This window comes from Lentzea guizhouensis (genome assembly GCF_001701025.1).
GTDB lineage: Bacteria > Actinomycetota > Actinomycetes > Mycobacteriales > Pseudonocardiaceae > Lentzea > Lentzea guizhouensis.
Map to the genome: position 1 here is coordinate 8080531 of NZ_CP016793.1, position 20749 is coordinate 8101279.

General features: G+C 70.4%; 21 protein-coding genes. 9 read left to right on the forward strand and 12 right to left on the reverse strand.

Annotated features, from left to right (window positions below):
- Nucleotides 1-3: 3 nt before the first annotated feature.
- The 3 genes from BBK82_RS38710 to BBK82_RS38720 all read right to left on the reverse strand — a co-directional run bounded on the left by BBK82_RS38710 (nucleotide 4) and on the right by BBK82_RS38720 (nucleotide 2226).
- Entirely contained in the window at nucleotides 4-849 is an 846-nt protein-coding gene (locus tag BBK82_RS38710) for a 3-oxoacyl-ACP reductase (protein ID WP_065919370.1), read from the reverse strand.
- A gap of 21 nt (nucleotides 850-870) precedes the next feature.
- A complete protein-coding gene (locus BBK82_RS38715; RefSeq protein WP_065919371.1) occupies nucleotides 871-1956 on the reverse strand; it encodes a Zn-dependent alcohol dehydrogenase in 1086 nt (361 codons plus the stop codon).
- Between the two features lie 78 nt (nucleotides 1957-2034).
- A complete protein-coding gene (locus tag BBK82_RS38720; RefSeq protein WP_065919372.1) occupies nucleotides 2035-2226 on the reverse strand; it encodes a ferredoxin in 192 nt (63 codons plus the stop codon).
- Between the two features lie 45 nt (nucleotides 2227-2271).
- Between BBK82_RS38720 and BBK82_RS38725 the strand changes: the two genes are divergently transcribed.
- Together BBK82_RS38725 and BBK82_RS38730 are read left to right on the forward strand one after the other, a co-directional pair.
- Nucleotides 2272-3432, forward strand: a complete 1161-nt coding sequence (locus BBK82_RS38725; protein ID WP_065919373.1) for an acyl-CoA dehydrogenase family protein — start codon at nucleotides 2272-2274, stop codon at nucleotides 3430-3432.
- 24 nt (nucleotides 3433-3456) lie between these two features.
- On the forward strand, nucleotides 3457-4353 hold the full coding sequence (locus BBK82_RS38730; RefSeq protein ID WP_065919374.1) for an acyl-CoA dehydrogenase family protein: 897 nt from the start codon (nucleotides 3457-3459) through the stop codon (nucleotides 4351-4353).
- On the opposite strand, the gene BBK82_RS38735 is transcribed toward BBK82_RS38730, so the two are convergent.
- Nucleotides 4337-5425 carry an NAD(P)H-dependent flavin oxidoreductase gene (locus tag BBK82_RS38735; RefSeq protein WP_065919375.1) on the reverse strand — a complete coding sequence of 363 codons (1089 nt, stop codon included), beginning with the start codon at nucleotides 5423-5425 and terminating at the stop codon, nucleotides 4337-4339. The genes BBK82_RS38730 and BBK82_RS38735 overlap by 17 nt on opposite strands.
- The gene (locus tag BBK82_RS38740) at nucleotides 5406-6992 is read right to left on the reverse strand and encodes an acyl-CoA synthetase (protein ID WP_065919376.1); all 1587 of its coding nucleotides are present in this window, start codon (nucleotides 6990-6992) and stop codon (nucleotides 5406-5408) included. The genes BBK82_RS38735 and BBK82_RS38740 overlap by 20 nt, the downstream gene beginning before the upstream one ends.
- Nucleotides 6993-7067: 75 nt before the next feature.
- Here BBK82_RS38740 and BBK82_RS38745 point away from each other — a divergent pair, with 75 nt between their 5' ends.
- Together BBK82_RS38745 and BBK82_RS38750 are read left to right on the forward strand one after the other, a co-directional pair.
- Entirely contained in the window at nucleotides 7068-7856 is a 789-nt protein-coding gene (locus tag BBK82_RS38745; protein WP_065919377.1) for a crotonase/enoyl-CoA hydratase family protein, read from the forward strand.
- 141 nt (nucleotides 7857-7997) lie between these two features.
- Entirely contained in the window at nucleotides 7998-8597 is a 600-nt protein-coding gene (locus BBK82_RS38750; protein WP_065919378.1) for a hypothetical protein, read from the forward strand.
- Nucleotides 8598-8637: 40 nt separating this feature from the next.
- Here the strand turns inward: BBK82_RS38750 and kstD are convergent, their stop codons facing one another.
- Genes kstD through BBK82_RS38770 form a run of 4 tightly spaced genes read right to left on the reverse strand, consistent with a single transcriptional unit; the run spans nucleotide 8638 to nucleotide 13354 of the window.
- Nucleotides 8638-10344 carry a 3-oxosteroid 1-dehydrogenase gene (gene kstD / locus BBK82_RS38755; protein ID WP_065919379.1) on the reverse strand — a complete coding sequence of 569 codons (1707 nt, stop codon included), beginning with the start codon at nucleotides 10342-10344 and terminating at the stop codon, nucleotides 8638-8640.
- Entirely contained in the window at nucleotides 10341-10796 is a 456-nt protein-coding gene (locus BBK82_RS38760) for a pyridoxamine 5'-phosphate oxidase family protein (RefSeq protein WP_237047809.1), read from the reverse strand. Before BBK82_RS38760 ends, kstD begins: the two co-directional genes overlap by 4 nt.
- Entirely contained in the window at nucleotides 10789-12300 is a 1512-nt protein-coding gene (locus BBK82_RS38765) for an acyl-CoA synthetase (protein ID WP_065919380.1), read from the reverse strand. Before BBK82_RS38765 ends, BBK82_RS38760 begins: the two co-directional genes overlap by 8 nt.
- A gap of 25 nt (nucleotides 12301-12325) precedes the next feature.
- A complete protein-coding gene (locus BBK82_RS38770) occupies nucleotides 12326-13354 on the reverse strand; it encodes an LLM class F420-dependent oxidoreductase (RefSeq protein WP_065919381.1) in 1029 nt (342 codons plus the stop codon).
- A gap of 45 nt (nucleotides 13355-13399) precedes the next feature.
- Here BBK82_RS38770 and BBK82_RS38775 point away from each other — a divergent pair, with 45 nt between their 5' ends.
- Genes BBK82_RS38775 through BBK82_RS38795 form a run of 5 tightly spaced genes read left to right on the forward strand, consistent with a single transcriptional unit; the run spans nucleotide 13400 to nucleotide 17850 of the window.
- Nucleotides 13400-14344, forward strand: coding sequence for a Zn-ribbon domain-containing OB-fold protein (locus BBK82_RS38775; RefSeq protein WP_065919382.1), 945 nt, complete (start codon nucleotides 13400-13402; stop codon nucleotides 14342-14344).
- Between the two features lie 7 nt (nucleotides 14345-14351).
- The gene (locus tag BBK82_RS38780) at nucleotides 14352-15404 is read left to right on the forward strand and encodes a thiolase domain-containing protein (protein WP_065919383.1); all 1053 of its coding nucleotides are present in this window, start codon (nucleotides 14352-14354) and stop codon (nucleotides 15402-15404) included.
- Nucleotides 15405-16550 (forward strand): thiolase domain-containing protein, encoded by a 1146-nt coding sequence (locus BBK82_RS38785; RefSeq protein ID WP_065919384.1) that lies wholly within the window; start codon nucleotides 15405-15407, stop codon nucleotides 16548-16550.
- Nucleotides 16547-17407 (forward strand): TIGR03619 family F420-dependent LLM class oxidoreductase, encoded by an 861-nt coding sequence (locus BBK82_RS38790; RefSeq protein ID WP_065919385.1) that lies wholly within the window; start codon nucleotides 16547-16549, stop codon nucleotides 17405-17407. The genes BBK82_RS38785 and BBK82_RS38790 overlap by 4 nt, the downstream gene beginning before the upstream one ends.
- A complete protein-coding gene (locus BBK82_RS38795; protein WP_065919386.1) occupies nucleotides 17404-17850 on the forward strand; it encodes a nuclear transport factor 2 family protein in 447 nt (148 codons plus the stop codon). Before BBK82_RS38790 ends, BBK82_RS38795 begins: the two co-directional genes overlap by 4 nt.
- On the opposite strand, the gene BBK82_RS38800 is transcribed toward BBK82_RS38795, so the two are convergent.
- The 3 genes from BBK82_RS38800 to BBK82_RS38810 are packed head-to-tail and all read right to left on the reverse strand — an operon-like array spanning nucleotide 17828 to nucleotide 20655.
- A complete protein-coding gene (locus BBK82_RS38800; RefSeq protein ID WP_065919387.1) occupies nucleotides 17828-18700 on the reverse strand; it encodes a fructosamine kinase family protein in 873 nt (290 codons plus the stop codon). The two genes, BBK82_RS38795 and BBK82_RS38800, sit on opposite strands and share 23 nt — an antisense overlap.
- Nucleotides 18697-19518, reverse strand: coding sequence for an SCO6745 family protein (locus BBK82_RS38805; RefSeq protein WP_065919388.1), 822 nt, complete (start codon nucleotides 19516-19518; stop codon nucleotides 18697-18699). Before BBK82_RS38805 ends, BBK82_RS38800 begins: the two co-directional genes overlap by 4 nt.
- Before the next feature lie 9 nt (nucleotides 19519-19527).
- Nucleotides 19528-20655 carry a steroid 3-ketoacyl-CoA thiolase gene (locus BBK82_RS38810; protein WP_065919389.1) on the reverse strand — a complete coding sequence of 376 codons (1128 nt, stop codon included), beginning with the start codon at nucleotides 20653-20655 and terminating at the stop codon, nucleotides 19528-19530.
- Nucleotides 20656-20749 lie beyond the last annotated feature (94 nt).

A 20749-nucleotide genomic window follows, 5' to 3' on the forward strand; every position in this document is an offset into this window, starting at 1 on the left:
CTCCTACAGGGCGAGCGTTTCGGTACAGGAGAAGGTCCTCTGCGGATCGCGGGCGGCGAAGTAGCCCGCGATGTCGTCGAGCGCGTCGAAGCGCTGTTCCACGGTCGGCGGCGCCATCAACGCGACCATCCCGCCGTGCACCACGAACACCTGCCCGGTGATCTCGGCGGCCGCGGGCGAGACCAGGTAGGCGACGAACCGCGCCACGTGCACGGGGGCCAGCGGATCGTCACCCTCAGGGGCGTCACCGAAGACGTGCGCGGTCATCCCGGTGCGCGCACGGGGGCAGATCGCGTTGGCCCGCACACCATAGCGGCCGGTGCCCCGCGCGGTCGCCACCGTCAGCGCCGTGATGCCCGCCTTGGCCGCCGCGTAGTTCGCCTGCCCCTCCGACCCGAGCAGGCCCGCCTCCGACGACGTGTTCACGATCCGCCCGAAGACCGGTTCCCCGGCCGCCTTCGACTGCTGCCGCCACAACGCCACCGCGTTGCGCGACAACAAGAAATGCCCGCGCAGGTGCACGCGGACCACGAGGTCCCAGTCCTCGTCGGACATGTTGAACAGCATCCGGTCGCGCAGCACGCCGGCGTTGTTCACGACGACGTGCAGCCCGCCGAGCTCGACGGCCGCGGCCACCAGGGCGTCCGCGGTGTCACGCTCCCCCACGTCGCCCTCGACCACCACGCACTTCCCGCCGTGTCCCTCGACCTCGGCCACGACCGCGTCCGCCGCACCCGGCAGGTCGTTCAGCACCAGCGAAGCGCCGGCCCGGGCCAGTTCACGCGCTTCGGCCCGCCCCAGCCCGGCACCGGCGCCCGTGACGACGGCGACCTTCCCCGCAAGGTCCACAAGAGACTCCCAAGAAGTGGCTCAGTCGAACAGGACTACCTGCCGGATCAGCGAGCCGCCGCCGCGCAACGCCTGCAGGCCCTCGTTGAGGTCCTCGAACCGGATCCTCTTGCTGATCATGCCTTCGAGGTCGAGCCGACCCTGCCGCCACAGCGCCAGCATCCGCGGCACGTCCCGGCGGAAGTTCGCCGTCCCGTAGAACGACCCGTGCAAGGTCTTGTCGTGCAGGAACAGCTCCTGCGCGCTGAACGACACCATCGCGTCGGCCCGGCCCGCGCCCACGACCACCGTGTGGCCGCCGCGCCGGGTGAGGTCCCACGCCTGGCGGATCGTCGCGGGCAGGCCGACCACGTCGAACACGTAGTCGAACCCCATGCCCATGTTCAGCTGGTTGTTCAGGTCCGCGACGCCGTCCGGTTTCGTCGCGTGCGTCGCGCCGAACCGTTGCGCCACCTCGTGCTTCTCCTCCACCGGGTCGACCGCGACGATCCGGGCCGCAGCCGCCAGCCGCGCGCCCTGGACCACCGCGACGCCGACGCCACCGCAGCCGATCACCGCGACGCTCGCGCCCGGTTCGACCTTCGCGGTGTTCAGCACGGCCCCGACCCCGGTCAGGATGCCGCACGACAACAGCGCGGCGACGTCGAACGGCACGTCGTCGTCGATCTTCATGGCGGCGTCCGCCGGCACGACCATCTCCTCGGCGAACGCGCCGAGTCCCGCGTACCCGAACGCCGGGTTCCCGCCCACGAGGAACCGCGGCGTGGTGAACGCGGCCAACGTGTGCACCAGACACAGATGCGGTTGTGCGCTAACACATTGCGCGCACTTCCCGCACGGCGGCACGAAGGTGATCACGACGTGGTCGCCCACCGCGAGCGACGTCACGGCGCTGCCGATCTCGGCGACCACACCCGCGCCCTCGTGCCCGACCACACCGGGTGCGAGCGCCGGCAGCGTTCCGTCCATGGCGGACAGATCGCTGTGGCACACCCCGCACGCCTTGATCCTGATGCGGACTTCCTGCGGCCCCGGCGCGGTGGTCGTCACGTCGTCGCGGAGCTCGAGCTTGTCGTCGCCGACCTGGTTCAGCACGGCAGCCTTCACCGGTATCACTCCTCGCTGAGCTCACGGCTGAGGTACCCGTCGCACACTAGAATCTGTTCCTGTTCGTGACAAGGTCCATCAGCGTGAGACCCTCAGTGCGCCCTTGGGGCACGAGGCGACGGCCCGCTCGGCCACCGGCGCCTCCGCCGGTGTCACCTCACCCGGCCGGATCTGCAGAACCTCGTCCTCATCAAGGTCAAAGACCTCAGGCAGGATCGTCGTGCACACGCCGTGCGCCTCACACAGCGAAGGGTCGACGTCGACCTTCATCGCGGCCTCCTGACATCAAATAGAACTTGTTCTAGAGTAGCGGGCATGCGCATCGGTTTCACGCCCGACCAGGAGAGGTTGCGCGACGAGCTGCGGGCGTACTTCGCCGCGCTCATGACGCCCGACCGCAAGGCCGCGCTGTCCGGTGGCGGCGACTACGGCGACGCCGAGGTGTACAAGGACACCGTTCGCCAGATGGGCAAGGACGGCTGGCTCACCATCGGGTGGCCGCAGGAGTACGGCGGCCGCGACCGCCCGATGATCGAGCAGCTGATCTTTCTCGACGAGGCCTCCGCCGCAGGCGCGCCGGTGCCGTTCCTGACGCTCAACTCCATCGGGCCGACGATCATGACCTACGGCACCGAGGAGCAGAAGGCGTGCTACCTGCCCAAGATCGCGGGCGGCGAGATCCACTTCGCGATCGGCTACAGCGAACCGGAGGCGGGCACCGACCTCGCCGGCCTGCGCACACGGGCCGTGCGCGACGGCGACGACTACGTGGTCAACGGCCAGAAGATGTGGACCAGCCTCATCCAGCACGCCGACTACGTGTGGCTCGCGTGCCGCACCGACCAGGAGTCCGAACGGCACCGCGGCCTGAGCATCCTCATCGTGCCGACCGCGTCCGAAGGCTTCTCCTGGGCACCGGTGCCGACGATGTCCGGCCCCACCACGAGCGCCACCTTCTACGACGACGTGCGCGTGCCCGCCGCGAACCTGATCGGCGAGGAGCACAAGGGCTGGAAGCTCATCACCAACCAGCTCAACCACGAACGCGTCGCGTTGTGCTCCGCCGCCCCGCTGCAGACCGCGCTGCGCGAGGTTCGTCAATGGGCGCACGAAACCGGTGCCGACGCGCACGAGTGGGTCCGGCTGCACCTCGCCCGCGTGCACGCCAAGACCGAGTTCCTCAAGCTGGTCAACTGGAAGATCGCCTCCGGCGGCGACGAGGCGCCCTCCCCCGCGGAAGCCTCCGCCACCAAGGTGTTCGGCACCGAGTTCGCCACCGAGGGCTACCGGCTGCTGATGGAGGTGCTGGGCGCCAACGGGATCGTCCGCGCGGGCTCCCCCGGCGCCCTGCTGCACGGCCGGGTCGAACGCATGCACCGCTCGGCGCTGATCCTCACGTTCGGCGGCGGCACCAACGAGATCCAGCGCGACATCATCGCGCGGGCCGGCCTCGGGCTGCCCGCGGTCCCCCGATGACTGAACTGCGGCGAGGAGAGCTCCGTGGACTTCACCCTGACCGAGGCGCAACGCGAGCTGGCCGCGCTGACCCGCAAGATCGTCGAGTCGTCGGACGCGCCGTGGACCGACCTCGTGAAGGCCGGCGTGGTGCCGGAGGACCCAGCGGAGTTCGGCGTCCTGGAGCACTGCGCGGTGCTGGTCGAGCTGGGTCGCGCGGTCGCCGCGGTGCCCTACCTGCCGACCACGCTGGCGCAGACCGCGCTGGCCGCGGCCGGAAGGCGCGTCGACCCCGGGACCGTGCTGTCGATCGCGCTGGCCGAGGACTCGTCCGGTGCGAAGACGGCGGTCCCGTTCGCGATGTCAGCCGAGGCGTTCCTCGTGGCTTCCGGTGACCGGGTGTTCCTGGTTCAGGCCGCCGATCTCGACATCAGTGCGCAGGAGCTGGTCGACGGGTCGGAGGCGGGGACGTTCGAGTTCGGTGGCGGCGAACTGGTCGAGGGCCTCACACCTGAGTGGCTCACGACCCGGTACACGCTCGGGTTGTGTGCTTATCAGTTGGGCGTCACCGAACGCGCACTGGAACTCACCGCCGAGTACGCCCGCACGCGGGTGCAGTTCGGCCGCCCGATCGGAGCTTTCCAGGCCGTGGCCCAACGGCTGGCCGACGCCTACATCGACGTGGCGGCGATCCGGTTGACGTTGTGGCAGGCGGCGTGGCGGTTGTCGGAGGGATTGCCCGCGGAGGCCGAGGTGGCGACGGCGAAGTTCTGGGCCGCCGAAGCCGGGCACCGGGTGGCACACACGGCCGTGCACGTCCACGGTGGGACGGGGATCGACATGAGCCACGAGGTGCACAAGTACTTCACGGCGGCCAAGCGGGCCGAGTTCGAGCTGGGCGGGGCGACCGCCCAGCTCCTGAGGCTCAGCGCAGCTTGGTGAGCCGCTCGACAGTCTCGTCGAACTCGCGCACCAGGTCCGCCATCACCTCGGCCACCGGCCGCACCTCGTTCATCCGCCCGACCACCTGCCCCACCGGCATCGACACCACCGACGGGTCCGACGACCGCGCGATCCGCTGGTGCGCCTCGCTGACCAGGATGTTCTGCAACGGCATCGGCAACGGTTCCGGTGCCTCCGCCGACGTCCACGCCTCGGTCCACCGCGTTTTCAGCAACCGCGCGGGCTTGCCGGTGTAGATCCGCGTCCGCACGGTGTCGCTGGAGCCCGCGGCCAGCAGAGCCTCCTGCGTCGACGAGTTGCCCAGCGTGTACTCGGTCGTCGTCAGCCAGTACGAGCCCATCCACACCCCGGCCGCACCCAACCCCAACGCCGCCGCGGCCTGCCGCCCGGACCCGATGCCACCCGCTGCCAGCACCGGCACGTCCACCGCGTCGGCGATCTCCGGCACGAGCACCATCGTGGCGACCTCACCGGTGTGCCCGCCGGCCTCGTAGCCCTGCGCCACCACGATGTCCACGCCGTTCTCGACGTGCCGGCGCGCGTGCGAGGCCTTGCCGGCCAACGCCGCCACCGGAACACCGGCCGCGTGCGCGCGTTCGATCACGTCGACCGGCGGCGAGCCCAAGGCGTTCGCGATCAGCCGGATCGGGTGTTCCAGGGCGACGTCGACGTGCGAGCGCGCGACCGAGTGCAGCCAGCCGAGCACGCCCTCGCCGGATGCCCCGTCCGGGAGCGGTGGCACGCCGAGGGAGAGCAGGGTGCGGTCCACGAAGTCCTTGTGGCCCTGCGGGACGAGCTTGTCGAGGTCGACCTGGGTGCCCTCGGCCGGGATCTTCGCGGGCATCACGATGTCGACGCCGTACGGTTTGCCGTCGGTGTTCTCGTCCATCCACGTCAGCGCGCGGTCGAGGTCCTCGGCGTCGTTGAACCGCACGCAGCCGAGCACGCCCATGCCACCCGCGCGGCTGATCGCGGCGGCCACGTGCTCGGACGGCGTGAAGCCGAAGACCGGGTGCTCGATGCCGAACGTGTCACACAGGTTGGTGCGCATGCTCCTCCACGTGGCGCCGGGCCCACTGGTAGTCGGGTTTGCCGCTGGGGGTGCGGCCGATCTCGTCGACCAGCCAGAGCGAGCGCGGCACCTTGTAGCCGGCCAGCGTCTCGCGGACGTGCGCGTCCAGTTCGGACAGTGTCGGCGTGGCGCCCTCGCGCGGCTGGACCAGTGCGCCGACGCGTTGGCCGAGCAGGTCGTCCGGTACGCCGATCACCAGTGCGTCGAACACGTCCGGGTGCGACTTGAGCACGCCCTCGACCTCTTCCGGGAACACCTTCTCACCGCCGGTGTTCACGCAGGTGTTGCCGCGGCCGAGCAACGTGATGTCGCCGTCGGCCTCGAAGCGGGCGAAGTCGCCGGGCACGGTGTAGCGCTTGCCGTCGACCTCGATGAACATCTTCGCGGTCTTCTCGGGGTCCTTGTAGTAGCCCAGCGGGATGTGGCCGCCGCGGGCGAGCTTGCCGATGACGCCGGGCGCGGGTTCGAGCTTGGTGCCGTCCTCGTCGACGACGATGGTGTCCTCGTTGAGCTTCACCTTGGTGCCGTCGGTCTTGAGGATCTCCTTCGGCACCGCGCCGATGCCGGTGGACCCTGTCTCGCTCGACCCGATCGACTCCAGCAGCGTCGTGTGCGGCAGCAGCTCGTGGTACTGCTTCTTCACGGTGTAGGAGAAGAGCGCGGCGCTGCTGTTGATGATGAACAACGACGACCCGTCGTACTCGCCGCGCTGGAACTCCTCGATCAACGGCCGGCCCATCGCGTCGCCGGTGATCACCGCGACCTGGACCTTCTCCCGGCCGATGACGCGCCAGATCTCGGCGGGATCGAACTTCGGCACCAGCACGACGGTGCTGCCGCTGAACAACGCGCCCAGCACGGCCCACTGCGCGGCGCCGTGGATCAGCGGCGGCAGGCACAGCCGGACGAGCCCGAAGTCCTTGCCCGCGTTGGCCTGCTGCCACTCGTCGGCGACGCGTTCGCCGGTCACGAAGTCGATGCCGCCGCCGAGCGTGCGCCACACGTCTTCGTGCCGCCACATCACCCCCTTGGGCATGCCGGTGGTGCCGCCGGTGTAGAGGATGTAGAGGTCGTCGGCGCTGCGCGGGCCGAAGTCGCGGTCACCGGACTCGGCGGCCAGCGCGGCCTCGTACTCGGTGCCGGCGAAGTCCTCAGCGGACTCGTCGTCGATCACGACCCGCAGCTGCGGCGCGTCGGCCTCCGCCACCAGCGGCGAGTAGCGGCGCTCGTGCACCAGGGCGACCAGGTCCGCCTCACCGAACAGGTACTGCAACTCGTTCTTGGTGTAGCGGTAGTTCACGTTGATCGCAACGGCCCGCAGCTTGTAGACCGCGAGCATGGCCTCGACCAGCTCGATGGAGTTGCGCGCGTACAGGCCGACGTGCTGACCGGCCGTCACGCCGTTCTTTGCCAGGTGATGCGCCAACTTGTTGGCGCGCGCCTCGAGTTCGGCGTAGGTGACCCGCCGGTCGCCGCACACGAGCGCGGTGCGGTCGGGCACGGTGTCGACGGCGTGTTCAACGAGGTCTGCGACGTTGAGGGCCATGTCCTGCAAAGTAGAACGTGTTACTGTTCCGGACAATCCCCCGTGCGGTCAGACTCGATCCAGGAGGCCCTCAGGATGACCACGACAACGCAACCTCATTGCCTGGTGGAGTTGGTCGGGAACGTCCTGGTCGTCACGATGAACCGGCCGGAGGCGCGCAACGCGTTGTCCGGTCCGATGATGGCCATCATGCGCGAGGCCTGGGACCGCGTGGACAACGATCCCGAGGTGCGCGTGTGCATCCTGACCGGCGCGGGCGGGGCGTTCTGCGCGGGCGCGGACCTCAAGGCGATGTCGCAGAACCACCCGAGCGAGACGACGGGGTACGACTTCTCGGTGATCGAGCCGCTGCTGAAGGGTCGCCGGTTGACGAAACCGCTCATCGCGGCTGTGGAAGGCCCGGCGATCGCGGGCGGCACGGAGATCCTGCAGGCGACCGACATCCGGGTGGCCGGCGAGAGCGCCCGGTTCGGCGTGTCCGAGCCGCGCTGGGGCCTGTTCCCGCTGGGCGGCTCGGCGGTGCGGCTGCCGCGCCAGATCCCGTACACGGTCGCGGCCGACCTGCTGCTGACCGGGCGGCACATCAAGGCACCGGAAGCCAAGGAGATCGGCCTGATCGGGCACGTGGTGCCGGACGGTGAGGCGCTGGCCAAGGCGATGGAGCTGGCCGAGATGATTTCGGCCAACGGGCCGGTGGCGATCAGGGCGATCCTGCGGACGATCCGGGAGACCGAGGGCATGCACGAGAACGAGGCGTTCACAGTGGACGCTCGGCTGGGCATGGAGGTGTTCCGCAGCGAGGACGCCAAGGAGGGGCCGCGGGCGTTCGCGGAGAAGCGGAAGCCGAACTTCCAAGGCTGCTAACGCTTTTAGCGTCTCGACAGGCGGTTCCCAGCCGCGTGGAAAGATCGCGAACGGACGCGGCAAGTGTGTCCGGAGAGCGGATGGTTCCTCCGCCGGCACCTGCGAACGTGATCGGGTCCCCCTCTCCCGAAGGAGATCTCGATGCACCGCAGGTACCGCTTCGCCGCTCTGCTCGCGACCGCGTTCACAGCACTCGGGCTGACCGCGGCGCCCGCCAACGCGGACACCGCTCCCAACGCCACGACGGGTGCACCCGGCTCGGCGAAGTCCAACTCCTCCATCCAGGCGCCGGCACTGCCCGACCAGCTCCGCGCGCAGGCGGCGAGAACCGTCTGCCTCAACGCGCACCTGGAGAACGTCGGCTGGCAGGGCTGGGTGTGCGCGAGCGACGGCGCGGGCGCACTTGTCGGCACCACCGGGCAGAACCGCCAGATGGAAGCGCTCGCCGTGTCCTCCGCGGGCACCGGCGGGATCTGCGCGCAGGCGCACGTGGCCGATCTGGGCTGGTTGAGCCAGGTGTGCGTGGCAGACGGTGATGTCGGCGTCGTCGGCACGACCGGTCAGGGCCGCCAGGTGGAGGCGCTCGGACTCGGCGCGCCGTCCGCGACGACGTGCGCCAACGCCCACCTGTCCGGCATCGGCTGGCAGGGCGCCTCGTGCGCGGGTCCCGGCGTGGTCGCGTTCGTCGGCACCACCGGGCAGAACCGCCAGATGGAGGCGCTGATCGCCGGCGTCAGCTGATCACGCCGGGTGTGGGGCCTGCTGTCAGGCCCCACACCCGCTAGACGTCGTTGGCGGCGATGTAGCCGAACGTCATGGCCGGGCCGATCGTCGACCCGGCCCCGGCGTAGCTGCGCCCCATCACGGCCGAGCTGACGTTGCCCGCCGCGTACAGCCCCGGGATCACCGACCCGTCCGGCCGCAGCACCCGAGCGCGCGCGTCCGTGACCATGCCGCCCTTCGTCCCGAGGTCGCCCGGCACGATCTTGAACGCGTAGAACGGCGGTGCCCACAACGGCGCCAGGCACGAGTTCGGGATGACCGCCGGGTCGGTGTAGTAGTGGTCGTAAGCGCTGTCACCACGCTTGAAGTCGGGATCCCGGCCGATCAAGGCCTGGCTGTTGAACCGGCTCACGGTCGCCTTCAACGCGGCCGCCGGCACCCCGATCGCCGACGCCAGGCCGTCCAGCGACCAGTTCCTCACGACCGCGCCGTTCTGGTACCAGCCGTCCGGCAACGGCAGCGCGGGCGCGATGTCGGCGAACAGGTACCGGTTGCGGTAGTTCTGGTCGACCACCAGCCACGCCGGGATGCACGGCGCCGTCGGGTTCTTGTCGTACATGACGTGCACGACGTCGCTGTAGGGCGCGGCCTCGTTCACGAACCGCCGACCGGCCTGGTTGATCATCAGACCGCCCGGCAGCGTGCGTTCGGCCAGGCAGAAGTACGGCGTGCCGGGCACCGGGATCGCGGGACCCCACCAGGCGTCGTCCATCAGGTCGAACGCGGCACCGAGCCGTTGGCCCGCGCGGTGGCCGTCGCCCGTGTTCTCCTTCGCCCCCACGGTCCACTGCGTGCCGATCGGCTGTTGCTGGTACTGCGCGCGCATGGCCGCGTTGTGCTCGAAGCCGCCCGAACCCATGATCACGCCACGACGAGCGCGCACGAGACCGCGCGAGGTCACGACGCCACGGACCGCGCCGCCCACCACGTGCAGGTCCACCAGCGGCGTGTTCAGCCACACCGGCACACCGGCCTGCATCAGCCCGAGCCGCAGGGCACCGGCCAGCGCCTGGCCCATCATCAACGGCTTCTGCCCGGCCAGTGCGGCAGCCGTACCGCGGGCGAGTGCAGCAGCGGCCGTCGCGGCGCCCTTGGCGTTCACCAGGGCCAGCGCGAGCCACTTGTAGTCCGCGCTGAAGATGACCATGCCCGGTGGCACGGCCAGGTACGGCGGGTTCAGGTTCGCGAGCTCCGGGCCCAGGAGGTTGCCGTCGAACACGTCCGGCTCGATCGAACGGCCGCGTGCGATGCCACCGGGGAGCTCTGGGTAGTAGTCGCTGTACCCGTCCATGTACCGGAAGCGCAGCGGGCTGTTGCGCTGCACGAACGAGATCATCCGCGGCCCGGCGCTCAGGTACGCCTGCTGCCGCGCCACCGGGATGTCGCCCACGACCGCAGAGAGGTACTGCGCCGCCAACGCCGGCGTGTCCGGCACCCCGGCGGCGAGGATCACCTCGTTGTTCGGAATCCAGATGCCGGCACCGGAACGCGCGGCGGAGCCACCGAACGTCGGCGCCTTCTCCACCACCACGACGCTCAGCCCGCGCTTGGCGGCGGTGAGCGCGGCGGTCATGCCGGCGGCACCGGACCCGACCACCACCACGTCGTACTCACCGAGGTCCGCCTGGGCGGTGCCGGTGTGCACGAGTCCGGACGCCAGCGCGAGACCGGCTCCGGCGAGCACCTGACGGCGGTTGAGGGTCATGGGGTCACTCCCGACATCAGCTTCCGGTGGTCCCAGCTGGCCGTCCTGGTCGGACGGAAGATCACGGCGACGCGCCGTGACATGGCCTTGCGCAGAGCTTCCCGTTCCTCGTCCGAGGAGCCGACCTCGCCGAAGTTGCGCGCCACCACGGCGTCGACCACCTGGCCGAGGTCGGGCGTGAACTCGGTGACGCCCTCCATGTGCACGCCGCGCAGCTGGTCGTAGGTCTCCCCCGCCTCCGCCAGCACGCTGCAGCGCGGGTCGCGGCGCAGGTTCACGACCTTCTGCGACTTGCGGTCCGTGCAGAACACGATCTCGCCGTCCAGGAACGCGAACCACATCGGCGCGAGGTGCGGCAGCCCGGTGCGCCCGATCGTCGCCACGACCAACGTCCTCTGCCCGGCCAGAAACGCGTCTACCTCGGCCGGGGTCATCTTGACGAGCTCACGCACGGTCGCGCAGCTTCCGCTTGTACAGCTTGCCGTTCGGATCACGCGGCAGCTCGGTCAGGTACTCGATCGTGCGCGGCAGCTTGAACTTCGCGAGCCGCGTGCCGGCGAACGCGAGCAGCTCGCGGGTCAGGTCGTCACCGGGCTCCACACCGTCGACCGGCTGCACGACCGCCTTGATCTGCTCGCCCCAGTCCGGGTGCGGGACGCCGAACACCGCCACGTCCGCGACCTTGGGGTGGCACACCAGCTCGCCCTCGATCTCCGCCGGGTAGATGTTCACCCCACCGGAGATGATCATGTCGTTCTTCCGGTCGCACAGGAACAGGTAGCCGTCCTCGTCGAGGTAACCGATGTCCTGCAACGTGAACAGCTTGCCGACCCGAGCGGCGCGGGTCTTCTCCTCGTCCCTGTGGTACTCGAACGTCGCGTCGCCCATCCGCAGGTAGACCAGGCCGCGTTCGCCGGCGGGCAGCTCGTTCCCGTCCTCGTCCAGGACCTTGATCTCCGAGGTGGGCCACGGCAGGCCGACCGAGCCGGGCTTGCGCAGCCACTCCTGCGCGCTGATCGCGGTGCCACCGCCCTCGGTGGCCGCGTAGTACTCGATCACGACCGGTCCCCACCAGTCGAGCATCCTGCGCTTGACCTCGATCGGGCACGGCGCGGCACCGTGGATCATCGCGCGCAACGACGACAGGTCGTACTTGTTCCTCACGTCGTCCGGCAGCGCCAGCAGCCGGTGGAACTGGGTCGGCACCATGTGGCTGTGCGTCACCTTGTGCCGCTCGATCAGCCGCAGCATCTCCTCGGGGTCCCAGTGGTCCATCAACACCGCGGTGTGCCCGAGCTGGATCGAGATGACGACGAAGTTGAGCACCGCCGTGTGGTAGAGCGGCGACCCGCACAGGTGCACGTGCCCGTCGAACGGCCGGATACCGAAGATGCCGAAGAACCACGACGCCGAGCCGGGCACCACGTCGGGGTCGGCGCCGGTCAACGGCCTGCGCACGCCCTTCGGCCGGCCGGTGGTCCCCGACGTGTAGAGCATCGGCGACCCGGTCGTGCGGACGTCCGGTCGGCCCTGCTCTCCCTCGCCGAGGCTTCCCAGGGGCCGGAAGCCGTCGATCGCGCCGACCGCGAACCTCGCCTCCGCCGGCAGGCTCGCGGCGGCTTCCGTTGCCGCCGCAGCGAACCGTTCGTGCCCCACGAGCGCCTTGGCACCGCTGTCCTGCACGAGGTAGGCCACCTCGGCGCCGGTCAGGTGCCAGTTCGCCATCACGACGTAGAGACCGGTCTGGTAGGCGGCGAAGTACACCGCCACGAGCTCGGCGCTGTTGGGCAGCATCAGCACGATGCTGTCGCCGGGTGTCAGCCCCAGTGACTGGAACCCCCGGCCGTACCGGTTCGCCTCGGCTGCCAGCTCCCGGTAGGTGATCTCACGGCCGCCGGGATCGACCAACGCGGTCAGGTCCGGCTGCTCCGACGCGGTGTTCCAGAGTCCTACCACCCCCTCAAAGTAGAACGCGTTTCACCTACTGACAAGCCTCAGCGACGGCCTTGATCGAGTCGGTGTCGCGACAGCCGACGAGCAGCTGGGTGACCCCGGCTGCCTCCCACCTGGCGACCTCGGCGCGCACCTCCTCGGCGTTGCCGACGATGCTGATCTCGCGCACCAGCTCGTCCGGAACCACCTGTGCCGCCTCGTCCTTGCGCCCGGCCTGGTAGAGCTTGCCGACGTCGGCGACGACCTCGCCGTATCCCATCCGGGTGAACACCTCGGCGTGGAAGTTCATCCCGGGCGCACCCATCCCACCGATGTACAGGGCGACGAACGGCTTGAGAAACCCGCGCACGGCAACGGGATCGTCGGTCACGACGACCTGGCAGGTGGCCGCGACCTCGAAGTCCTCCCGCTTGCGACCGGCCTTCGCGAGACCCTCGTCCAGCCACTCGTCGTACATGCCGGCGAGCCTCGGCGCGTAGTAGATCGCGAGCCAGCCGTCGGCGATCTCCGCCGCCAGCGACACGTTCTTCGGTCCCTCCGCACCGAGCCAGATCGGCAGGTCGGCGCGCAACGGGTGGGTGATCGGCCTGAGCGGCTTGCCCAAGCCCAGCGCACCAGGCCCCTGGTAGGGCAACGGGTAGTGCGGCCCGTCGTTGACCACGGGCGCCTCGCGGGCCAGCACCTGCCGCAGCACCGAGACGTACTCCCTGGTCCTCGCCAGCGGTTTCGCGAACGGCTGCCCGTACCAGCCCTCCACGACCTGCGGCCCGGACACGCCGAGCCCGAGGACGAACCGGCCGCCGGACAGGTGGTCCAGCGTCAACGCGTGCATCGCGCACGCGGCCGGTGTGCGTGCGGACATCTGCACGACCGACGTGCCGAGCCGGACCCGTCGCGTCGCGGATCCCCACCACGCCAACGGGGTGAAGGCGTCGGAGCCCCAGGCCTCCGCGGTGAACACCGCGTCGAACCCGCACTCCTCCGCCGCCGCCACGAGCTCAGGGGCGTTCGCGGGCGGCGCAGCGCCCCAGTAGCCGAGCTGCAGACCGAGCTTCATGCCGCCATCTTGCCACCATTTCGAGAACCTGTTTCACTTTGATCTGTGCCTAGGCCCCTGAGTGCTCCGCTGGACGTGGGCTTCGACTACACGCGCTCGACCGGACCCACGCTCGGCCGCTTCCTCTCCGACCTCCGCCGCAGGAAGGTCACCGGCATCCGCGGCGCGGATGGCCGCGTGCACGTGCCTCCGCTGGAGTACGACCCGGTGACCGCGCAGCGGCTCACCGAGTTCGTGGACGTGGCGTCGACCGGTGTCGTGCGCGGGTGGTCGTGGATCCCGGAACCGCTGGAAGGCCAGCCGCTGGACCGGCCGTTCGCGTGGGCGTTGATCCAGCTCGACGGCGCGGACACGTCGTTGCTGCACGCCGTCGACGCGGGTTCGCCCGACCGGATCTCCACCGGCGCGCGTGTCCGCGTGCGCTGGCGGGGCGACCGGGTCGGCGCGATCACCGACATCGAGTGCTTCGAGCTGTCCGACGGTCCTGGCGACGAACCGGTCGAGGCCGACGACGTCACCATGGTCACCACACCGGTCCACCTGCACTACACGCACACCGCGTCGCCGACCGAGGACCCGTTCCTGCGCGGGCTCATGGAGGGCCGGCTGCTCGCGCAGCGCTGCCCGGCGTGCGAGAAGGTCTACTTCCCGCCGCGCCCGGCCTGCCCGACCGACGGGGTGCCGACCACCGACGCCGTCGAGCTGTCCGACCGCGGCACGATCACGACGTTCTGCGTGGTCAACGTGCCGTTCCTGGGCCAGCGGATCCCGCCGCCGTACGTCTCCGCGTACGTGCTGCTCGACGGCGCCGACATCCCGTTCCTGCACCTGTTGCTCGGCGTCGCGCCGGAGGACGTGCGGATGGGCATGCGCGTCGAGGCGGTGTGGAAGCCGCGCGAGGAGTGGGGTCCGACGATGCAGAACATCGACCACTTCAAGCCCTCCGGCGAGCCGGACGCGCCGTTCGACTCCTACTCCCAGCACCTGTGAGGCTCGCATGCGCGACGTCGCTGTGGTCGGTTTCGCGCAGACGCCCTGCGTGCGCGAGACCGACGGCACCACCAACGGTGTCGAGATGCTGGTGCCGATCTTCCACGAGGTGCTCGGCGGGCTCGGCCTGACCAAGTCCGACATCGGGTTCTGGTGCTCGGGCTCGTCGGACTACCTGGCGGGGCGGGCGTTCTCGTTCGTGTCCGCGGTGGACGCGATCGGCGCGTTCCCGCCGATCATGGAGTCGCACGTCGAGATGGACGCGGCGTGGGCGTTGTACGAGGCGTGGGTGAAGCTGCAGTGCGGTGAGGTCGACACGGCTCTGGTGTACGGCTTCGGCAAGTCGTCGGCCGGCCAGCTGCGGCGGGTGATGGCGATGCAGCTCGACCCGTACGTGGTGACGCCGCTGTGGCCGGACTCCCTCGGCCTGGCGGGCATCCAGGCGCGGATGGGCATCGAGGACGGGCTGTGGAGCGAGCGGGCGATGGCCGAGGTGGCCGCGAGGTCGCGGGCGGCGGCGATGTCGAACCCGCTCGCGCAGCTGTCCGGACCGGTGTCGCCGGAGGACCTGCTGGACGAGCCGTACGTGGCGGATCCGTTGCGGCGCCACGACTGCGCACCGATCACCGACGGCGCCTCGACGGTCGTGCTGGCCGCGGGCGACCGGGCACGGGAGCTGTGCGAGCGGCCCGCGTGGATCACCGGGTTCGAGCACCGGGTCGACTCGCCGTCGTTCGGCACGCGGGATCTGACGGCGTCGCCTTCCGCGGTGGCCGCGGGCAAGGCGGCGGGTGCGGACGGGGTCGAGGTGGCCGAGCTGCACGCGCCGTTCACGCACCAGGAGCTGCTGCTGAGCCAGGCACTCGGGCTCGGCGACATCACGGTCAACCCGTCCGGCGGCGTGCTGGCCGGCAACCCGATGTTCACAGCGGGACTGTCGCGGATCGGCGAGGCGGCGCGCCGGGTGCACGACGGCACGGCCTCGAAGGTGCTCGGGCACGCCACCAGCGGGCCGTTGCTGCAGCAGAACCTGGTCTGCGTGATGGAAGGGCGGGACTAGATGCGACCGGCAGCTGTGGTCGGCACCGGCCAGACGCACCACGCCGCGAAACGGCTCGACGTGTCGATGGCGGGTCTGTGCCGGGAGGCGATCGACCGCGCGATGGCCGACGCCGGGGTGGACTGGCCGGACATCGACGCCGTGGTGCTCGGCAAGGCGCCGGACCTGTTCGAGGGCGTGATGATGCCCGAGCTGTTCCTCGCGGACGCGCTGGGAGCGGTCGGAAAACCGTTGCTGCGGGTGCACACCGCCGGTTCGGTCGGTGGCACCACGGCGAACGTGGCCGCGTCGCTGGTGCAGGCCGGGGTGCACAAGCGCGTGCTGGCCGTGGCGTTCGAGAAGCAGTCGGAGTCGAACGCGATGTGGGCGCTGTCGGTGCCGACGCCGTTCACGATGCCGGTGCACGCGGGCGCGGGCGGGTACTTCGCGCCGCACGTCCGGTCCTACATCCGCCGTGCCGGCGCCCCCGAACACGTCGGCGCGATGGTCGCCGCCAAGGACCGCCGCAACGGCGCCCGCAACCCCTACGCGCACTTGAAACAGCCGGACATCACGGTCGAGTCGGTGCGGGCGTCGCAGATGCTGTGGGACCCGATCCGGTACGACGAGACGTGCCCGTCGTCGGACGGCGCCTGCGCGATCGTGATCTCCGCCGAGCCGACGTCCTCCCGCGCCGCCTGGATCCACGCGACCGCGCTGCGCACCGAGCCGACCACGTTCGCCGGACGCGACCAGGTCAACCCCCGGGCGGGTCAGGACGCGGCCAGGGCGTTGTGGAAGCAGGCCGGCATCACCGATCCGCTGTCCGAAGTGGACGCGACCGAGATCTACGTGCCGTTCTCCTGGTTCGAGCCGATGTGGCTGGAGAACCTGGGGTTCACCGAGATCGGGCAGGGCTGGAAGCTCACCGAGGCCGGGGAGACGGAGATCGGCGGGCGGCTGCCGGTGAACCCGAGCGGTGGCGTGCTGTCGTCGAACCCGATCGGCGCGTCCGGCCTGCTGCGGTTCGCCGAGGCCGCGATGCAGGTGATGGGCACGGCCGGCGACCACCAGGTCGACGGGGCGCGGCGTGCGCTGGGGCACGCGTACGGCGGTGGTTCGCAGTTCTTCGCCATGTGGGTCGTCGGATCGGAGAAGCCAGCATGAAGTTCACCGTCGGCATCGCCATGAGCCCGCTCGACCAGCTGACCGAGCTGGCCCGGTGCGCGGAGGAGTGCGGGTACGCCTCGATCGCGCTGCCGGACTCGTTGTTCTTCTCGGAGAAGGTGTCCGCGGACTACCCGTACACCCCGGACGGCTCCCGGATGTGGAACGCCGAGACCCCGTGGGTCGACCCGTTCGTGGCCGCGGCGGCGATGGGCGCGGTGACCTCGCGCATCGGCTTCTACACGCAGGTGCTGAAGCTGGGGTCGCGCAACCCGTTGCTGCTCGCGCGGCAGATCGGGTCGGTCGCGCACCTGACCGGCAACCGGTTCGGTCTTGGCATCGGACTCGGCTGGTCGCCGGAGGAGTTCGAGTGGTGCGGGGTGCCGTACCGCAACCGCGGGCCGCGGGTCGACGAGATGATCGACGTGCTGAAGCTGGTGCTGGGCGGCGGGATGGTCGAGTACCACGGCGACTACTTCGACTTCGACCGGTTGCAGATGTCGCCCGCGCCGACCGCGCCGGTGCCGTTCTACGTCGGCGGCCACTCGCCTGCTGCTCTCAAGCGCGCGGCACGGGTCGGGGACGGCTGGACGTCGGCGATGATCAAGTTCGAGGACCTGAAGTCGGTGATCGCGCAGCTGGGTGACCTGGGGGCGTTGGAGCGGCCGTTCGAGATCCAGGCGGTGTGCGTCGACCGGTTCGGGCTCGACGGGTACAGGCAGCTGGAGGAGATCGGCGTGACCGACGTGATCGTGCTGCCGTGGCTGTTCTACGGCGTCGGGTTCGACGGGTCGCTGGAAGCGAAGAAGGACGGGTTGCGGCGGTTCGCCGACGAGGTGCTGAAGGAGTTCGCATGACCGCGGTGACCTGGAAGGCGTCTCGCACGGAGACGCCCGCCCGCGTGGCGTCGTGGAAGTCGATGGACGCCGTGTCGCGCAAGGCGAAGGACGAGTGGCTGGCGCTGTTCGCCGAGGACGCCGTGGTCGAGGACCCGGTGGGTCCGTCGATGTTCGACGCCGAGGGCAAGGGCCACCACGGCAAGGAGGGCATCTCCGCGTTCTGGGACCTGGCGATCGCGAACGTCGAGCGGTTCGAGTTCGTCATGCACGACTCGTTCGCGGCGGGCTCCGAGTGCGCGAACGTCGGGGTGATCTCGGCGTTCCTGCCCGGTGGCGGGCGCGTGGACACCGAGGGCGTGTTCGTCTACCACGTCGGCGACGACGGGTTGATCAAGTCGGTGCGGGCGTTCTGGGAGACCGAGCGCGCGATGGCCACGTTCACCCAACCCGGAACGGCCTGAGGATCTCGCGGACCTGCTCCGCCGCACCCCAGTCGTGGTCGAACATGGCGATGAGGGCGAGGCTCTGGCGCAGCTGGATCAACGGCATCCGGCTGCGCCAGTCGTCGTCCAGGCCGGTCAGCTCCACGTAGACGGCGAAGAACCGCTTCGCCTCCGGCGGGTGCGGGGAGCACCACAGGTGCGCGAGGTCGACCTCGGCCCACGTGCAGGACACCGCCGGGTCGATCACCGCGGGCAGGCCTTCGGCGGTGGCCAGGACGTTCTGCGCCCACAGGTCGCCGTGGGTCAGGCAGGCCGGGTTCGCCGGCAGCAGGTCGGGCAGGCGGTCGCAGAGCCGTTCCAGGGCCCGCCGGTCCCGTTCGCCGAGTGCCTTTCCGACCCGTGGTTCCGGCAACCAGCGCAGCAGGCGGTGCTGCGCGAAGAACTCGTGGCCGTCGGCGGTCCAGGTGTTCACCTGCCGGTAGCGGCCGAGCCAGTTGTCGCGCTCCCAGCCGAACCTGTCGTGCACCGTCGAGGTGTGCAGCCGGGCGAGCGCGTGGGCGAGCTGTTCCCAGAACGTCTCGTCTTCCGGTCGTTCTCGCAACACCGACAGCGCCAGCAGGTCCCGTGTCACGAGGACCACCTCGGGCGTGGTGAGCCCACCGCGTTCCCGCAGGGCGTGGAGTCCTTGCGCCTCGGCCGCGAACAGGTCGTCCGCGGGCACGTCGGCGAACGACTTGACGAACAGCGGTCGGTTCCCGTCCCGGACGGCGATGCCCGCGACCGCCGCGAGCCCACCCTCGACCGGTTCCACCGCGGTGACGTCGTCCAGGCCGGCGGTGTGGAGGCGGTCGAGCAGCAGCGTGGTCACCGCGACCCGGCGGCCACCAGGACCGCGCTGACGGGTTCGAGCTCGGTGACCAGCTCGTCGAGCTCGTCGGGTGTGAGTGCCTCGTAGGGCGCCTCGGCGAGCTCGTCGGTGAGGGCTTCGATGCGCTGCTGCAGCTCGCGTCCGGCGTCGGTGAACCGGCCGCCTTCGACCAGTCCGCGTTCGCGCAGACCGGCCATGACCGCGGCCAGCCGCTCCTCCGGCAGGTGGTGGATGCGGCCGAACGACTCGGGCGGGTGGATGCCCATCGCGATCGCGCTGATCACATGTGCTTCCGTGCCGCCGATGCGGTGGGTGACGAGGGCCGCGATGTGGCCGTCGCCGCGGTGTTCGCGCAGCACGGTCGCCGAGTGCCACAGCCGCGTGAGCGGGTCGGCCGGGATCGGGAGGGTGCGCAGTCCGGCGTACATCATCCGGCCCTCGGTGGGCGCGCTCGTGGCGGCTTTCGTGGTGAGGTCGGCGGCCCGCACCAGACCCTGCGTGTCGGCCAGGTCGCCGAGGATCCGGCGCAGGGAGGCGACGCTGCCCCGTTCCCGTGCGGCGAGGGACTCCTCCGGCGGGATCTTCTCCCAGGCGCTCGGGATGTGCCGGGCGGCCTCGCCCTCGGCGAAGCTGTAGAACGCCGCGTGCACGACCTCCGCCGGCACGCGCCCGAGCGGTGCGGCGCGGCTGGCGAAGTAGCCGCCCCAGTAGTTGCGGTGGCCGAGTGCGGTGTACTCCGCACCGACCTCGTCGGCCATGTACGTGACCAGGCAGATCGGTTCGAGGAGCTCGTGCATGCGGCGAGCGGTGGTGGCCATGCCCCCAACTTAGAGCCGTTCGATGATCGTCCCGGTCGCCAGGGCGCCACCCGCGCACATCGTGATCAACGCCGTCGTGCCGTCCCTGCGCTCCAGCTCGTGCAACGCCGTGGTGATCAGCCGGGTGCCGGTGCTGCCGACCGGGTGGCCGAGTGCGATGGCGCCGCCGTTGACGTTGACCCGGTCCAGGTTCGGCCGGTGCACCGCCGCCCACGACAGCACGACCGACGCGAACGCCTCGTTGACCTCGAACAGGTCGATGTCGCCGATCTTCATGCCGCTGCGCTCGAGCAGCCGGTTCGTGGCGTCCACCGGGCCGTCGAGGTGGTAGTACGGGTCCGACCCGAGCAGGCACTGCGTGACGATCCGGGCCCGCGGCTGCAGGCCGTGCGCCTGCGCCCAGGCCGCGTCGACCACCATCACCGCCGAGGCGCCGTCGGAGATCTGCGACGACGTGCCGGCCGTGTGCACGCCGTCGGGCACCACCGGTTTCAACGCCGCCAGCTTCTCCAGGCTCGTCTCGCGCAGCCCCTGGTCGGTCTCGACGAGCTCCTGCCCCACCTTGACGGGAACGACCTCGGCGGCGAACCGGCCCTCGGCCCAGGCCCTGCGCGCCTTGGTCTGCGACGCGACCCCGAACCGGTCGACCTCCTCCCGGCCGATGCCCCGCCGTGCCGCCACCCGTTCGGCGGCCACGAACTGGTTGGGCAGGTCGATGCTCCACGACTCGGGCCGGGGCGTGCCGGACTCGCCGATGTTGGCGCGCAACGGCACCCGGCTCATCGCCTCGACCCCGCACGCGATGCCGACGTCGATGGCACCGGTCGCGATCAGCCCGGCCACCAGGTGTGTCGACTGCTGGGCCGATCCGCACTGGCAGTCGACCGTCGTGCACCCGGTCGTCTGCGGCAGGCCCGCGTGCAACCACGCGGTGCGGGTGACGTTGTTCGACTGCTCGCCCGCCTGGGTGACGGTGCCGCCGATGACCTGTTCCACTTCTGCCGGGTCGACACCCGTCCGGTCCAGAAGACCTCGTTGTGCCGCACCGAGGAGCTCGGCCGCGTGCAGACCGGACAACCAGCCGGCGCGCTTGCCGATGGGCGTGCGCACCGCTCCCACGATCACCGGACCGCCCACGCGGGCCTCCCCTCGCCTGAAAAGTAGAACACGTTCCTCTTGGGGGACAGCTTGGCCGTACGGGGGCTTCACCACAAGCTGGAACCGTGTTTGA

Coding starts and splice junctions, on each gene's coding strand:
- BBK82_RS38720 (WP_065919372.1), bottom strand. CDS start 2,226: ATGAAGGTCGACGTCGACCCTTCGCTGTGTGAGGCGCACGGCGTGTGC.
- BBK82_RS38725 (WP_065919373.1), top strand. CDS start 2,272: ATGCGCATCGGTTTCACGCCCGACCAGGAGAGGTTGCGCGACGAGCTG.
- BBK82_RS38735 (WP_065919375.1), bottom strand. CDS start 5,425: ATGCGCACCAACCTGTGTGACACGTTCGGCATCGAGCACCCGGTCTTC.
- BBK82_RS38740 (WP_065919376.1), bottom strand. CDS start 6,992: ATGGCCCTCAACGTCGCAGACCTCGTTGAACACGCCGTCGACACCGTG.
- BBK82_RS38745 (WP_065919377.1), top strand. CDS start 7,068: ATGACCACGACAACGCAACCTCATTGCCTGGTGGAGTTGGTCGGGAAC.
- BBK82_RS38750 (WP_065919378.1), top strand. CDS start 7,998: ATGCACCGCAGGTACCGCTTCGCCGCTCTGCTCGCGACCGCGTTCACA.
- kstD (WP_065919379.1), bottom strand. CDS start 10,344: ATGACCCTCAACCGCCGTCAGGTGCTCGCCGGAGCCGGTCTCGCGCTG.
- BBK82_RS38770 (WP_065919381.1), bottom strand. CDS start 13,354: ATGAAGCTCGGTCTGCAGCTCGGCTACTGGGGCGCTGCGCCGCCCGCG.
- BBK82_RS38780 (WP_065919383.1), top strand. CDS start 14,352: ATGCGCGACGTCGCTGTGGTCGGTTTCGCGCAGACGCCCTGCGTGCGC.
- BBK82_RS38785 (WP_065919384.1), top strand. CDS start 15,405: ATGCGACCGGCAGCTGTGGTCGGCACCGGCCAGACGCACCACGCCGCG.
- BBK82_RS38790 (WP_065919385.1), top strand. CDS start 16,547: ATGAAGTTCACCGTCGGCATCGCCATGAGCCCGCTCGACCAGCTGACC.
- BBK82_RS38795 (WP_065919386.1), top strand. CDS start 17,404: ATGACCGCGGTGACCTGGAAGGCGTCTCGCACGGAGACGCCCGCCCGC.
- BBK82_RS38805 (WP_065919388.1), bottom strand. CDS start 19,518: ATGGCCACCACCGCTCGCCGCATGCACGAGCTCCTCGAACCGATCTGC.